Genomic DNA, 16,532 nt, shown 5'->3' on the forward strand with positions numbered 1-16,532 from the left:
AATTAAAATGAGTTAAAGATATTATACTATTAAGTATTAATAATCTTTAACTCATTTTTTATAATTTTAACTTTTCATGTATCTCTACTTTATTCATATCTCCAGACATTACTTCTATATTATCTTTAAAGTATATAAATTTCTCTTTAGATAATCCTTTAAATATTATAGGAATAATCGGTGACTTTAACTTTTTATTCATTTCCTCTAAAGGAAATTCTATTAATAAATCTCCTTCTTTTACAATATCTCCTTCTTGCACAAATGCCTTGAAGCCATCACCTCTTAAATTTATACTATCTATTCCTATATGAATAAATATATCAAAACCATCCGTGCCTCTTATTGTTATTGAATGAAAAGTTGGTGAAATTGTTAAAACAATTCCCTTTATTGGTGATATTAGAACATTATTTTTGGGGTTTATCGCAAATCCATCACCTATAAGTTTCATAGAAAATATCGCATCTGGTACTTCTTCTAATCTTAATAATTTCCCAGTAACCGGTATGGTGATAAAGCTTTCTGTTTTAATTCCCTTTTTTATTTTCTCTATCCTTTTAGGCTTTTTAACTACTATCTCCTTACCATCCATAATATCTTTCATTTGTCCTTTAAGTATATCTGACTTTGGTCCAAAGATAGCTTGAATATTATCTCCTATTATCATTAAATCTGCTGATCCTAATGATCTAAGCTTACTTCTGTTTACTAAACTTAAATTCTTTACTGTAACTCTGACTCTTGTTATGCAGGCATCTAAATATTTTATATTTTTAGCTCCTCCAAAAGCTTCTAGTACATTATAGGCTAAGTCACCATCTGAAATATCTATATCAATTTCATTTTCTTCCTTTTCTCTTCCTGGCGTTTTTAAGTCTAATTTTCTTATTATATATCTAAAACCTAAATAATATATAACTGAAAATATAAGACCTATTATTATTACCCACCACCATCTTGTTCTATTTGGTAATATACCAAACAAGATAAAATCTATAAGTCCTCCTGAAAATGTCAAACCTATTTTAACATTTAAAATTTGCATTATCATAAATGATAGCCCTGCAAATATACAATGAGTTGCAAATAATACTGGTGCTACAAATAAAAACATAAACTCTATAGGTTCTGTTATTCCTGTTAAAAAAGATGTAAGTGCACCTGAAAATAATATACCTGCTACTAATTTCTTTTTTTCATTACTAGCTTCATGGTACATAGCTAATGCAGCTGCTGGAAGGCCAAACATCATGAATGGAAATTTTCCTGTCATAAATGTTCCTGCAGTGAAATCAACTCCATCTTTTAACTGTGCAAAGAATATGGCTTGATCTCCTATAATTAATTGACCTGATGAATTAATATATTCTCCAAATTGATACCAAAATGGATTATACCATATATGATGCAACCCAAATGGTATTAATGCTCTTTCTATAATACCAAAAATTAATGCTGAAATTGTTTGGTTTGTTCCTATCATACTCCTTGAAAATAATAATAGAAAGTTTTGTATTGGAGGCCATATTATAGCCATTAAAATACCTAATATAAGACCTGATATAGCAGCTACTATAGGTACAAATCTTTTTCCTGAAAAGAATCCTAAGAATTCTGGTAATTGTATATCATAAAACTTTTGATATATTAAAGCTGATGCCATTCCTATAATTACGCCTCCAAATACACCTGTTTGGAGAGTAGGAATACCTAAAACCATATCATACATTGGATTTGTCTCTATATTCATCGGACTTACACCTGCTGTTATTCCCATAGTAATATTCATTATCAAAAATGCTACAATGGAGGCCAATGCTGCAACCCCGTCCCCATTACTCATCCCAATTGCTACTCCCACCGCAAATATAAGTGGCAGATTAGAAAATATAATATCTCCTGAAGAAGACATTATATTTGCTGCTAATTGAATTTTATCTATAGCCAATATAGGAATGTTGCTTATTACATCTGTATTTTGAAATAAAGTTCCAAATCCCATTAAAAGCCCTGCAGCTGGTAATAATGCTACTGGTAACATTAATGATTTTCCTATTCTTTGAAGAATACCAAATGATTTTTTTAAAAATACAGTATTCATTTTTCCTCCTAATTTTCCAATTTACATAATATTTGATAAATAAAGAAGTGGATATATATATATTTGCTTATGAACTTACTTTGCTCCAAGTAAACGCAAATTTATATATATCCACTTGAAAACTTAAGAAAAAACTATAAAAAATTATTTAAAAATATATTTTTTATAATTTTCTAAAGAATAAAACATATATTAAGATCATAAATAAGTGCTTTATTGGTTACTTCTTAATACAGAAATAACCCTATGAATATGCATAGTTAAATATACTATTTCATCTTCATTTACTTTATAATCATAATTATTTTCTATATATATTTTTATTCTTTCTGCACAGTCAAAAGCTTCTGGATAACTTCTTGATGCTATTTCTAAAAATTCACTAGTATCATTTTCGTTTTGATTATTAGTTATTACTCTCTTAGCAAAATATTTAAGATGTGTTAACAATCTATCATAATTTAAATCTTCTTCATTAAATTCTACTGAATAATAATATCTAATTATATTTAATATACCTTTAATTATATTTGTTGCTACCACTGATTCTTTAGCAGTTTCTTGGTAGCTTGCATTGACAATATGCAATGCTATAAATCCAGCTTCGTCTTCAGGTAAGTTTATTCTTAGTTTATTATTTATATAGCCTACTGCCCATAATGCTATTTTGTACTCTTCCTTGTGTATTCTTCTTATTTCTTCTAATAAATCATTCTTTATTTGTACTTTATTTTTATATCTTTTTATTGCAAATGCAATATGATCAGATAAGGAAATATATATTTGCTTATCTAATTTTCTATTTAACTCTTTATCTGCATAAGTTATAATTTCATGTGCTAGTTCAAAAATTCCGTCTGGTATTTGATTTATAAGCTTCTTAAGTTTATTACCCATTCGCTTATCATCAACTACGAATACCTTTTCAATTTTATCATCTTCTATCTCTTGCCCTATTTTTCTTTTAAAGGCAATTCCAGACCCCATTAATATGACCTCTTTTTTAGTTTTTGGATCTATTGAAACAACTACATTATTGTTTAATATCTTTTCTACAATCATATCATTCTCATTCTCCTTATTTTGGAAAATAAAATACCTAAATTAAGATATTAACCTATCTTAACTTAGGTATTGCCTGCTTTACAGTAACAATCCATATTCTTACTTATAATTATAATATCATTCTCAATATTCACTGTCAAGGTTATAGGAAGTCAGCAATATAATTTTGTTAATTTTTACTAATTTTTGTTTTGCTTAACTGGCAATATAATTATAAATTCACTTCCCTTCCCAATTTCACTTTTAACTATTATGTTTCCTTTATGAAGAGTAACCAATTGCTTTGTAAGAGTTAAGCCTAATCCACTTCCTCCATATTCTTCTGACGCTTCATTATACGCTTGACCAAATCTATTAAAGATAGTTTCATGATACTTTTCCTCTATTCCTATCCCTGTATCTTTAACAGATATTTTCACCTTTTTATATAAATCTGTTATTTTAACTTCAATTCTTCCTCCCTCTGGAGTAAATTTAACAGCATTACCTATTAAATTAACCATACATCTCTCAATTTCAATACTATCACACTCTATTATTTTTTCTTCCATATCTGGATCTATAATAAGTTTAATATCATTTTCTTCAATAAAATCTTTCATAGATAAAACTGTTTCTTCTACTAAATTAACAATATCATGCTCCTTTATGTGTAACTTATATGAACATGATTCTATTTTTGAAGTATCAATTATATTATTGATCAATTTTAATAATCTATCCGAATTTCTTCTTAAAGTCTTCATATAATAATCTATTTTGTTTTTTGGTATTGGCTCATTTTTTTCATTTAAGTTAGTGATTAACTGTTGTGTAGATATAATTACATTAAGTGGAGTTCTTAATTCGTGGGACAAATTAACAAAATAATTATTTTTGTATCTTTCATTTTTAATAAGTTTATCGTAAAGTTCCTTATTTTCCTTGAGTTTATTATTTAATTCACTAGTTCTTTGTTCTACTAAACTATCTAATATCTTTACTCTATTCCAAACTACATATATTATTAAAACTACTATAGTAATATATATTATGTATGCTACAGGGGTTTCCCATGGCTTCATCCCAACCTCAAAGGTTAAACTCGTTGGAATACTCCAATCTCCACTTGAGTTTCTTGCAACTACTTTAAAGGTATATGTACCTGCTTCTAGATTAGTATAACTTGCATAATTTCTATTTTCAGAAAAAACCCATGATTCGTCTAATCCATCTAATTTATATGCATATTGAATCTTATTAACATTTCTATAATCTGGCATAAAAAAATTGAATTGTATATGATTACTCTTATAATTTATAAATATATTAGATAAATCTAAGAATTCGTGTTCTCTACTATAAACACTCTCAAGTGTAACGCTTGGTACAAATTTTTTATCCTTTAATTCATGCGGGAAAAAATATGTAAGTCCATTTGTTCCACCAAAAAACATTTCTCCCTTAGTGCTTTTAAAATATGAAAAGCCATTAAATTCATTTCCTTGCAATCCATCTGCTGCAGTATATTCTATAAATTTATCTCTTTTATTATCATATTTAGACAATCCATAATTTGTACTTATCCAAAGATTATCTTCTTCATCAATTAAAATTCCATAAATAAAATTGTTTGATAAGCCTTCGCTTTCTGTATATCTATAAAATTTTTCAGTTTCTCTATCAAACTTATTTAATCCATAGTGAGTTCCTATCCATAGATTATTTTTACTATCTATTGCAATTGATTTAACTGAATCAAAGCTTATACTATTATCATCATATTTGTCATTCTTATAATTCTTTATTTGTCCTGTAATTTTGTTTAAACTACTTAATCCACCATCTAGTCCAGATGCTATCCAAATTATTCCTTCATCATCTTCTATTATATCTGAAATCATTCCATCGGATATTCCATTCCTAAGTAGAATATCCGAATATGATTTAAATTTTTCATTTCTATCAAAAGTACATAAGCCCTCTCTAGTTCCTATCCAGAGGATACCTTCCTTATCAATATATAATGTTCTTACGTCATTTGAAACTAAGCAGTTATTACTTCCATTATTTAAAAACCTTGTAGATTCTTTAGTGGATTTATTATATCTAATTAATCCAACTTCTGTTGCTATCCAAATTTCATCATTTATTCCTACTATATCTCTAATATTATTTTCCATTAGTGTATTTGGATTATTTATATATTCAAACTTTGATATTTCACCACTTTTTCTATTTATTATATTTACTCCACTGTGTACAGTTCCTACCCATAAAAGACCTTCATTATCTTCATATATTCCTGCAATCATTTTTTCACTTAATGAGTTAGGATCAATTGGATCACTTCTATAATTTTTAAATGAATTTTGTGGATCAAATAAGCTTATTCCTTCATATGTTCCAACCCATATATATCCTGACTTATCTTCAAATAAACTTAATATATTATTGCTTATTATGCTTTGCGTATCATATATTTTAGATTCAAAATTTATAAACTTTTTATTAACCTCATCAAATCTACTTAATCCATTATTAGTAGCTATCCATAACATATTTCTACTATCTCTTAATATATATCTAACAAAACTTCCAGGCAATGATTCATTATCTTCAGTATTATTTTCAAATACCTCTATTTTATCAGTGTTAATGTTTAATTGGTTTAATCCTCCACTATATGTGCCAATCCATAAATTATTTGCATCATCTGAATATAGTTTAAATATAAAATTATCACTAATTGAATTTTCAGAATCATTTTTGTAATATTTAACTATTTCATTTGAATCTTCCGGAACCTTATTTAATCCATTTTCAGTACCAATCCATAAATTATTATTATTATCTTTTGTTATAGAGTATATAAATTGGCTACTTAATGTATATCTCTCATCCTCTGAATTATATAAACGTTCAAAATTATCTATATCACTATGATATATGTTCAACCCATCTTCGGTAGCTATATATATGTCATTGTTAGAATCTATCATTATTTCTGTTATATTACCATTTGATAGATTACATCCATCTACTTCTGGTAAATACATTTTAATCTCTTTAGTTTCTGCGTTTATCTTATTCAATCCCCTAGATGTCCCAACCCAAATATTACCTTCTGCGTCTTCATTTATTGCCGAAATATAGTTACTACTTATACTATTAGGTTTATCTTCTTTATACCTAAATATCTCCAACTTATCTCCATTATATCTATTTAATCCATCTGTTGTTCCAATCCACATATACCCTTTACTGTCTTGAAATATGTATTCAATAGATGTTTGAGATAGACCATCTTCAATAGTTATTCTCTTAAAATTAATATTTTTATCTTCATTAATTAGAGCAGATACATTTAAACTTATATTAGTTAGTATAGTAACTATCACTAATATATTAAGTATTATTTTGTATAACCTTTTATTCATCCTCATCCCTCGTAAAAAAATATAAATTTCAACTTTTTAATAAATATATTATATCAGATTTATTGTTTATTTATATAATTTTATGCATTTTTAGGCAATTCTATATTTTTTATACAAAAATAAGAGAGTGTAAAATTACACTCTCTTATTTGGCAGGGGCAGTAGGAATCGAACCCACAACCAACGGTTTTGGAGACCGCTACTCTACCAATTGAGCTATACCCCTTCAACAAAATTTATTCTATCATGACAATTTAATACTTGTCAACAACATAATTAACAAAATTCGCTTTTTTTGTAAACAATACCACTTTAATTATTATGAAGAATTTTATTATAAATAATAAATTATAAGTTTCAGATAATTTTTATAAATTACTGCAAAAAATTAACTTATAAGCATTTAATAAATATTAAGATACTTATAAGTTAATTTTTATTTGGCAGGGGCAGTAGGAATCGAACCCACAACCAACGGTTTTGGAGACCGCTACTCTACCAATTGAGCTATACCCCTTTGCAACAATAACTATTATATCTTATGTATATATAAAAATCAACCATTATTGCTACTTTTATTTTTTATAGCATCTATTAACCTTATAACATTGTCTGTTAATACCTTACTATTAGTGCTACTAGTCTCTAATTCTATATAATAAAAATCAGTTTTCATTTTATTCTTTAAGTCATCTAAGTTTCCTAATTCTTTATCATGAACTAATATAAATTTAGTTCCATCATAATCATAAGAATTATTTTTTATCTTCTTTACTTGTACTCCTAAATCTCTAAATAAATAATCAAATTTATCAGTATCTGTAATTATAGAATAATCCTTATAGTTCTTTAATTCTTCTTTTGATTTAGATAAAAAATCATCCAACTCTTTAACTAATTTATTATAATTTTCTTCGTAATAACTTCTATTTTTAATGTCTCTTTCTTGTAATGCTGTCTTTATATTATATAATGCAATTTTATATTCATTAAATCCCAATAAATAATACGGATTTTCTTTATTTTCAGATTTTAATTCTGTTGTAATTGGCCTTATTCCTCTACTCATATTTATAATTCCAACATTAGAATTTTTTGAGTTATCTATTATATCATTTATCCAGTCCTCGTAGTTTAATCCATTATATATAAATAAATCCATATTTAAAACATTGCTTATCATATTATCATTAGTTTTAAATGATTCTATCTCTTTTTCATCACTAAATAAATATTCAACATTATGATTATTTCCAACTAATGCTTTAGTCATTTCATACTGTTCTTTATTAACCGTTAATATGTTTAAATATATATCCTTTTCCTCATCAAACTCGTCAGTTGGATTAGCCATCAAAGGATTATAAGAAAATGTTAAACCTAGAAACAAAATAGAAGTAAAAATAACTAATGCATATGTTAACTTCTTCATAAAAACTTCCTCCACGGAATTTATATTTTTTCATACTTTCATAATATCTTATCATTTGTATTTAAAAATTACAATTATATTACATATTAATTACAATTATATTTATTTACTATTTTACTACATAAATATATAGATTTCCATATTATGTATAACATTTAAACTTTCTTTTTTTGATTCTTTTAGATAGAATAGATGTAAGAAATTTATTTTAGTTCACAGTTCACAGTGCACAATTCACAGTTTTCTATGATTGATAGTTGCTAATGGAGAATTTAAAGTTTAGGAAATAATTCAACTTTGCTGAATTAAGAAAATTATATAAACTTTAGAAACTACATAGTAGTTTCATCATAAATTGTTGATCGTTAATTGTTAATTAGTAACTGTGCACTGTACCTTGTGAACCGAAAAGAAAGGAGAGTATTTATGCAGTTTTATGTTAATAATTTAGAAGAAACTACTAAAATAGGTTATTATATTGGTAAACTTTTAAAACCTAGTGATATAGTTTGCCTAACTGGAGATTTAGGAACTGGAAAAACTCATATAACAAAAGGGATTGCTAAAGGACTAGATATTGATGAACATATAACAAGCCCCACATTTACTATAGTTAATGAGTATGATTCAGGTAGACTTAAACTTTACCATTTTGATGTTTATAGAGTTAGTGATCCTGATGAAATATATGCTATTGGATTTGATGATTATATATTTTCTAATGGAGTTTCTATTATAGAATGGGCAAATTACATAGAAGAAATTTTACCAAAAGAATATCTTCATATTTTAATAGAAAAAGACTTATCTAAAGGTGAAAACTTTAGAAAAATTTCTATTACTCCATATGGAGAAAGATATAATTATATAAAGGAGTTAAACTTATGATAGTTTTAAGTATTGATTCTGCTTCTAAAGTAGCAACAGCTGCATTATTAGATGAAAATAACTTGATAGCAGAATATACAATAAATAATAAAATGGAACATTCTACTTTGATAATGGATATGGTAGATAAATTACTAAGTGATTCTAACCTATCTATAGATGATATAGATGGATTTATAGTTTCAAAGGGCCCTGGTTCTTTTACAGGTCTAAGAATTGGAATGGCTACGGTTAAAGGCCTAAGCTTTGGAGCAAATAAACCTTATGTTAGTATTTCAAGTTTAGATGCACTTGCATATTCTCTTGTAAGTTTTGATGGAATAATTTGCCCTGTTATGGATGCTTTAAGAGATAGTGTTTATACTTGTCTATATAAAGGTAACAATGGTAAATTAGAAAAATTAATTGATTATTCTGCTCTTGAATTGGATGATTTAATCAAAATTCTAAAAGATAAAAATGAAAAAGTCATGTTTACTGGTGATGGCTTAATTAAGCATAAAGATTACTTATCAACAAATCTTAATAATTCCTTTTTTGCTCCTAATCATTTAAGCATAATAAGAGCATCTTCATTAGGAGACTTAGGAATTAAATTACTTTTAGACAATAAATGTGATGAGTTAAATTCTTCTCCCTTTTATTTAAAAAAACCTCAAGCACAAAGAGAATTAGAAAAAAGGTTAGCGCTAGAAAATGAGAATAAGCTGTAGTTTAATGACAGCTAATGATATTAATGATGTATTGAATATAAGCAATTTATGCTTTTCTACCCCTTGGAGTAGAGATTCTATTTATAGTGAACTAAATAATCCCTTAGCTAAATATATAGTTGCTAAAGATTTAGAATCAAACTCCGTAATTGGATTTATTGGTGCTTGGATAGTGATGGGTGAAGCGGATATAACTAATATAGCCGTACATCCTAATTATAGAAATCTGACAATAGGGAGTAAACTATTATCTTCATTAATATCACTATGTGAAAATCTAGATTGTTCATTAATAAACTTAGAAGTTAGATCTTCAAATATTCCAGCTCAAAACCTATATAAGAAGTTTTTATTTATAGAAAATGGTCTTAGAAAAGGTTACTATACAGATAATAAAGAAGATGCAGTTTTGATGACTTACTTTTATAATAAAAAACAGGCATAAACTAATAGTTTATACCTGTTTTTTTATTAATTAGCTTCTTCAAATAATACTTCACTAACCTCTTCTTTAACCTTCATATGTTTTGCTAATATAAAGACTGTTATTGTGGTAGATAATATATCACTAACAGGTTGAGCAATCCATACTCCATCTAGTCCTAAGTTAAAAACTCTTGGAAGAATTATTATAAAAGGAGCTAGCAATATCACTTGTCTAAGTAAACTTAAAAACATTGCAGTTTTAGCTTCTCCTATAGATTGTATATAATTAGATCCTGTTATTGATATTCCTACTATTGGTAACATAAGTAAGTATATCCTCATTCCTTTAATTGATATATCCATAAATTTAGGATCTTTATTAAATATACCTATTATAGCTTCTGGAAATAGTTGGACTATAATAAATGCAATTACTAATATTATTGTTGCTACCTTAGCTGAAAGCTTAAAGGCTTCTTGAGCTCTCTTTTCTTGCTTTGCACCATAATTAAAACCAATTATAGGTTGAGCTCCTTGGTTTATTCCAAAAATAGGCATTAAACACATTAAGCTTACAGATGATATAGTTGCCATGGCCCCTATAGCTAAATCTGTTCCATATGTTTTTAAAACATTATTTGATATAATTTGAACAAAACTAGCTGCTATTTGCATTGCAAAAGGAGCTGCTCCAATTGATAATATCTTCATTGTTATTTTCTTATCTAATTTTAAACTTGACTTATAAAATCTTAAGTTAGATTTTCCCCTAATGTAATACAGTATACCTATTATTGCTGTTACTAATTGAGATATAACTGTAGCTATCGCAGCACCTTGTATTCCCATATTAAATATGAATATTAATACTGCATCTAAAATTATGTTAGTTACACATCCAATTATCATAATCATTGCTGCTAATTTGGGATTTCCATCCCCTCTTATAGTATTATTCAAAGCAAATGCTACCATATTAAATATAGTTCCTAATAAAATTATATTTATATATGCTTTTGCATAATATAAAGTTTCAGCACTAGCTCCAAACCTTATTAAAATTATATCTCCAAACGCTAATCCTAGAATTGTTAATATAATAGAAATAATTATCGCTAATGTTATAGCATTTCCAATTACTTTAGATGCTTCTTCTTTTTTCCCTTGTCCAAGTTTTATTGAAATTGTTGTTGTAGCACCAACACCAACAAGCATTGCAAACCCTAATATAATAGTTGTAATCGGCATCGTTACTCCCACTCCAGCAATAGCTAACGAGCCTATTCCTTTTATATTACCTATGAAAATTCTATCAACTACATTGTATAATGCATTTACAATCATGCCCACTATAGCTGGTACAGAATATTTTAACAATAACTTTCCTATCTTCTCTTTAGCCAATAATTCTTGCGTACTCATTCCTTCACCTCTTGCATTCTTCTATATGTACTTTTTTTAGCAAACTCAACATAATATTTTTTTCTTCTATGGTAAGATTTTGGGTAATATTATTTTCCCACTTTATAGCAACCTCATATATCTCTTTTTTCTTATCTAATGCCTTTTGTGTTAAATAAACCCTATAGGCTCTCTTATCTTCCTTATCTTTATTTCTCACTATAAAGTATTCAGATTCTAACTTCTTTATAGCTCTTGCTGTAGTTCCTTTATCTATATTTAAAATTTCAGATAGATCCTCTTGTCTTATTCCATCACTATTATATAATTCCATTAAAAAAAGAAATTGCCCATATCCTATTCCAAGATAAGCTAATTCCTTTAAAAAGAAAGTTCCACATTTTCTTTGTATGTTAGAAATATATCTTGCTATATTTTCACATTTTAAATCTTCCATCTTATCTCCCTGTCAATTTAAATAGTTGAATTTATTACTGAATTAAATTATATCATTTTTAGTTGCATTTGCAACTATTTTTATATAAGAATACTTTCTAAATAGATTTAGTAAATATATATTATCTGTAATACATATACTATACATCATAATTAAATGCTAACATTACGAAAGGATTAGACATGAATAAACTAATTAAACTTCAAGTAAATATATTAAGTCTTTTTATTTTATCTATGCTTATTTTTCATTGTTATGTAAAACTTGATAGAAGAAAATTATCAAATAAAATATTTTTAGATACTTCATGTGTTATTTTTTTAATAATTTCTATAGAAATTATTACTGTTTTAATAAATGGAAGTAGCCATATTAATATATATATAAATAAATTATTCAGTACACTATTTTTTTTAATTTCTCCAATTCCTTTATATATGTGGGATAAATATCTATATATACAAATAGAAAAAATAAAAAAAATTAATATACTAAAAGTTAAATACTTTAAAATACCATTATTTATAAATACTGTACTCCTTATTATAAATTTAAAGTTTAATATTATATTTTCTATTGATAAAAATAATTTTTTCCAAAATGAAAAATTTTCAATAATTCCCTTTTTAATAGGCACTTTTTATTATATAAGCATATATATATTTTTAGTAAAACATAAACATACTATTCCTAATGATATATATATTTTTATAAGCATTATGTATATATTCCCTTTTACTGCTTCTGTACTGGAATTGTTTATTCCTGAACTCTTGTTAACTTGGGGAAGTATAACTACAGTACTTATATTTTCTTATATATTACTTCAGCAAGAATTATTTGAAACAGATCCATTAACTGGTGCCTTTAATAGAAATTTCTTTAACAGTTTTGTTTCTAAAACAAATAAATTTACAATGAATTTATCTAAACTAGGCGCAATTAATATAGATTTAGATGAATTTAAAAGTATAAATGATACTTATGGCCATAAAGTTGGTGATGATGTCTTAAAGAACTTTGTACTACTTTTAAATAAAGCTTTTAAAAAAAAATCTAAAATTATCAGAATGGGCGGGGACGAGTTTATAATAATTATAGAAAATACTTCTAATGAAGAAATTATAAGTCATATAAGATTCTTAAATATTATTACCGAAGTTTATAATTCTGTTAACAAATATCCTATAAAATTTAGTTATTCCTATTGTATATATTCCAATGATTTTAATGACATTTACGATTTTTTTGATCATATAGATAATAAAATGTATCAAAATAAGTACTTAAAAAAAACTCCTAAAATATAATTAAAGCTAACTATTAAAAATATAATAGTTAGCTTTAATTTTTATATTGAATTTAGTTTACTTTTTCTAGAATTATCAAAATTTGAATCTACTTTAAAAATTGCTACTGAAACCCTCTTATATAATATATATGTTATTGCACATACCAATATAGCTTTTACTCCATTAAAAGGTAATAATCCCACAGTAACATATTGAATTAATTCATCTTTAACCATATTCATCCCAAATGCTGGAAGTAATAAATATACATTTGCTAATATTCCTATAATTTCTATTGATAATGTTCCTAATATCATTCCAAGTAGTGCATTTTTTCTACTCTTATTTCTATGATAAACCCACGCTGCTGGAGCTACTAGAGAAACTCCCACTATAAAATTAGCTATTTCTCCTACAAAACCTGTTCCTGTTCCTTTAACTATTAAGATTAATAAATTCTTTAGTAATTCTACAACAATACCTGCCATTGGGCCAAAAGCAAATGCTCCCATAAGTGCTGGAATATCGCTTAAGTCAATTTTAAGCCATGGAAATGGTAAAAATGGTATTGGAAAGTCAAAGTACATAAGCACTACTGCTATTGCACCTAAAAGTGATATTTTAATAAATTTGTTTAGGTTTTTGTTTTGTTGATTGTTCATTTTTTCTCCTCCCAAAAGTCTATCCCCTGGGGCAATGGGTTAGATTTAAATAACTATGACATTAGTTTAATTATTATTTTACTAACTTACTCATCCTTTTCTTAGCAGATTTAATACTAATAAATAAAAAATCCCTGATATACTAAAATATATCAGGGCTTAAAATCCATAAGAAATAAGATGTGCTTAAAAATAAAAATTAAGCAATATCTAACCACTTACCTTCTTTCATCCAGACTATACTGTCGGCCTCGGAGTTTCACCGAATCATGCTAAAACTTTAGCTCGCGGGCTATACCGCCGGTGGGGAATTACGCCCCGCCCTGAAGATAATTTATTTATATTATTATTACACTTATATTATATGTCCATATATTGATTTTTGCAAGTAGTTTTTTTAACAATTGTAATATTTTGCGAAGCAAAATAACTAGTTAACATTTTTCATTGACAGTGAAATTCTATTCCTCTTACTATCTACTTCTAAAATTCTAACTTTTACTATGTCTCCAACCTTAACTATATCTAATGGGTGTTTTACAAATCTATCCGCCATTTGACTTTTATGAACAAGTCCATCTTGATGAACTCCAATATCAACAAAAGCTCCAAAATCAGATACATTTCTTACTGTTCCCATAAGTATCATACCTTCTGATAAATCCTTTAAATCCATTACTCCTGTTTTTAAAATAGGTTTTGGCATTTCTTCTCTTGGATCACGACCTGGCTTTTTAAGTTCTTTTATTATATCTAAAAGTGTAAGTTCTCCAACTTCTAATTCCTTAGAAAGACTTGAAAGGCCTTTATCTTTTACTCTTTCATCTATATCCTTAAGATTATTTTCTTTTAAATCCTCTTTGGTATATCCTAATAATTTAATTAACTTTCTTGCTGCTTCATAAGATTCAGGATGAACTGAGGTGTTATCTAAAGGTTCATTACTCTCCATAACTCTTAAGAACCCTGCACATTGCTCGTAAGCTTTTTGCCCAAGTCTTTTTACTTTTAATAATTCTTTTCTGGTTTTAAAGCCGCCAACTTCATCTCTATAATTTACTATATTATTTGCAATACTTGAATTTATGCCTGCCACATGAGTAAGTAATGCTGGTGTTGCAATATTTAAATCTACCCCAACCTTATTTACAGAGTCTTCAACAACACCTTTTAAGGATTCATCAAGCTTCTTTGCTGTAACATCATGCTGATATTGCCCAACCCCTAAAGCTTTTGGGTCTATCTTAACCAACTCTGCCATAGGATCTTGTAATCTTCTTCCTATAGATATTGCTCCTCTTACTGTAACATCTAAATTGGGATATTCTTTAGTAGCAAGTTCTGAAGCTGAATAAACAGATGCCCCTGCCTCGGAAACTATTACATATGCTATTTCTTTTCCAGTTTCTTTCTTTATTTCTGATATTATTTCAGATATCACTTCCTCAGATTCTCTTGAAGCAGTTCCATTTCCTAATGAAATTACTTCTACATTATACTTATTTATTAAATCTTTTAGTATCTCTTTGGTTTCTTTAACTTTATTTTGTGGCGCTGTTGGGTATACTGTTGACTTATCTAAAAACCTTCCAGTACTATCTAATATAGCTATCTTGCAACCTGTTCTAAAACCTGGATCATATCCCATAACTACTTTTCCTTTAATAGGTGGTTGCATTAATAGAGCCTTTAAGTTTTCCTTAAATATCTTTATCGCACCTTCTTCACCTATATTAGTTAACTCGCCTCTAACTTCTCTTTCTATAGATGGGTATATTAATCTTTTCAAAGAATCTTTTATTGCTATTTTTAAGTATTCATCAGTGATATCAGTATCTTTTAATATTTCACTTTCTAAATATTTTATGATTTTATCTTCATTTACCACTATTTTTACTGATAATACTTTTTCTTTTTCTCCTCTATTTATGGCTAAAATTCTATGTGGAGGTATTTTAGCTATTTCTTCACTATATTCATAATACATTTCAAATGGTGTATGCTCTTCACTTTCACCGCTTGATTGTATTTTTCCTTCTCTAAACAATAATTCTCTTATCCACTTTCTATATTTGGCCTCATCAGATATTGCTTCTGCAATTATATCTAATGCACCGTTAAATGCATCTTCTTTACTATTCACACCTTTTTCTTCATCAATAAATTTACGTGCTTCATCATCTAAATTAGCATTGAAATCACCATTTAATATAATATCTGCAAGTGGCTTCAATCCTCTTTCTAATGCCATAGTAGCTCTTGTTCTCTTTTTTTGTTTATAAGGTCTATATATATCTTCAACTTCTGTTAAAGTTTTTGAACCTTCTAAAGCTTTTACTATATCATCATTTAATTTCCCTTGTTCATCTATAAGCCTTAAAACATCTTCTTTTCTTTCTTTTAAATTTCTAAGATATATAAGTCTTTCTTGGAATTTTCTTAGCACTTCATCACTTAAAGCACCTGTTTGCTCCTTTCTATATCTTGAAATAAAAGGAACTGTATTACCATCATCAAGCAGTGATATTACATTGTTTACTTGAGTTATACTTATCCCTAATTCAGAAGATAATCTTTCAACTATTTCAACCATAAAGTCCTCCTATGAATAATTTATTTGTCCAAAATTTACATAATGATATTATAATACAATATTAAACTTTTATGTACTCT

12 protein-coding genes, 2 tRNA genes and 1 riboswitch are annotated in these 16,532 nt (G+C 27.0%); of the genes, 4 read left to right on the plus strand and 10 right to left on the minus strand.

Going from position 1 to position 16,532, the window contains the following annotated elements:
- Nucleotides 1-58: 58 nt before the first annotated feature.
- From ptsG to ABDZ60_RS10470, 6 genes are all read right to left on the minus strand, one after another.
- Entirely contained in the window at nt 59-2,104 is a 2,046-nt protein-coding gene (gene ptsG, locus ABDZ60_RS10445; RefSeq protein WP_343777993.1) for a glucose-specific PTS transporter subunit IIBC, read from the minus strand.
- A 213-nt stretch (nt 2,105-2,317) separates the two neighbouring features.
- Nucleotides 2,318-3,166, minus strand: coding sequence for a BglG family transcription antiterminator LicT (gene licT, locus ABDZ60_RS10450; protein WP_016208015.1), 849 nt, complete (start codon nt 3,164-3,166; stop codon nt 2,318-2,320).
- 182 nt (nt 3,167-3,348) lie between these two features.
- Nucleotides 3,349-6,588, minus strand: coding sequence for a ligand-binding sensor domain-containing protein (locus tag ABDZ60_RS10455; protein WP_343777995.1), 3,240 nt, complete (start codon nt 6,586-6,588; stop codon nt 3,349-3,351).
- A gap of 150 nt (nt 6,589-6,738) precedes the next feature.
- Nucleotides 6,739-6,814 (minus strand) — tRNA-Trp (locus ABDZ60_RS10460).
- Nucleotides 6,815-7,029: 215 nt separating this feature from the next.
- Nucleotides 7,030-7,105, minus strand: a tRNA-Trp gene (locus ABDZ60_RS10465).
- 39 nt (nt 7,106-7,144) lie between these two features.
- The gene (locus ABDZ60_RS10470; RefSeq protein WP_343777997.1) at nt 7,145-8,020 is read right to left on the minus strand and encodes a metal ABC transporter substrate-binding protein; all 876 of its coding nucleotides are present in this window, start codon (nt 8,018-8,020) and stop codon (nt 7,145-7,147) included.
- A 426-nt stretch (nt 8,021-8,446) separates the two neighbouring features.
- Between ABDZ60_RS10470 and tsaE the strand changes: the two genes are divergently transcribed.
- Genes tsaE through rimI form a run of 3 tightly spaced genes read left to right on the plus strand, consistent with a single transcriptional unit; the run spans nt 8,447 to nt 10,066 of the window.
- Nucleotides 8,447-8,908 (plus strand): tRNA (adenosine(37)-N6)-threonylcarbamoyltransferase complex ATPase subunit type 1 TsaE, encoded by a 462-nt coding sequence (gene tsaE, locus ABDZ60_RS10475; protein ID WP_016208018.1) that lies wholly within the window; start codon nt 8,447-8,449, stop codon nt 8,906-8,908.
- On the plus strand, nt 8,905-9,621 hold the full coding sequence (gene tsaB / locus ABDZ60_RS10480) for a tRNA (adenosine(37)-N6)-threonylcarbamoyltransferase complex dimerization subunit type 1 TsaB (RefSeq protein ID WP_016208019.1): 717 nt from the start codon (nt 8,905-8,907) through the stop codon (nt 9,619-9,621). Before tsaE ends, tsaB begins: the two co-directional genes overlap by 4 nt.
- The gene (gene rimI, locus ABDZ60_RS10485) at nt 9,605-10,066 is read left to right on the plus strand and encodes a ribosomal protein S18-alanine N-acetyltransferase (RefSeq protein WP_016208020.1); all 462 of its coding nucleotides are present in this window, start codon (nt 9,605-9,607) and stop codon (nt 10,064-10,066) included. The genes tsaB and rimI overlap by 17 nt, the downstream gene beginning before the upstream one ends.
- 26 nt (nt 10,067-10,092) lie before the next feature.
- Here rimI and ABDZ60_RS10490 read toward each other — a convergent pair whose 3' ends face one another.
- Both ABDZ60_RS10490 and ABDZ60_RS10495 read right to left on the minus strand, forming a co-directional pair.
- Nucleotides 10,093-11,469, minus strand: a complete 1,377-nt coding sequence (locus tag ABDZ60_RS10490; RefSeq protein ID WP_343778000.1) for an MATE family efflux transporter — start codon at nt 11,467-11,469, stop codon at nt 10,093-10,095.
- Between the two features lie 4 nt (nt 11,470-11,473).
- Complete coding sequence (locus ABDZ60_RS10495) at nt 11,474-11,905, minus strand: MarR family winged helix-turn-helix transcriptional regulator (protein WP_016208022.1); 432 nt, start codon at nt 11,903-11,905, stop codon at nt 11,474-11,476.
- Nucleotides 11,906-12,087: 182 nt separating this feature from the next.
- Here ABDZ60_RS10495 and ABDZ60_RS10500 point away from each other — a divergent pair, with 182 nt between their 5' ends.
- Entirely contained in the window at nt 12,088-13,215 is a 1,128-nt protein-coding gene (locus ABDZ60_RS10500; protein WP_052953897.1) for a diguanylate cyclase domain-containing protein, read from the plus strand.
- 41 nt (nt 13,216-13,256) lie between these two features.
- On the opposite strand, the gene ABDZ60_RS10505 is transcribed toward ABDZ60_RS10500, so the two are convergent.
- On the minus strand, nt 13,257-13,859 hold the full coding sequence (locus ABDZ60_RS10505) for an ECF transporter S component (RefSeq protein ID WP_047000252.1): 603 nt from the start codon (nt 13,857-13,859) through the stop codon (nt 13,257-13,259).
- A gap of 216 nt (nt 13,860-14,075) precedes the next feature.
- A riboswitch (FMN riboswitch) is annotated at nt 14,076-14,194 on the minus strand.
- Nucleotides 14,195-14,289: 95 nt separating this feature from the next.
- Nucleotides 14,290-16,452 carry a Tex family protein gene (locus tag ABDZ60_RS10510; protein ID WP_343778003.1) on the minus strand — a complete coding sequence of 721 codons (2,163 nt, stop codon included), beginning with the start codon at nt 16,450-16,452 and terminating at the stop codon, nt 14,290-14,292.
- Nucleotides 16,453-16,532: the final 80 nt, after the last annotated feature.

The sequence above is a fragment of the Clostridium sartagoforme genome (genome assembly GCF_039521405.1).
Classification (GTDB): domain Bacteria; phylum Bacillota; class Clostridia; order Clostridiales; family Clostridiaceae; genus Clostridium; species Clostridium sartagoforme.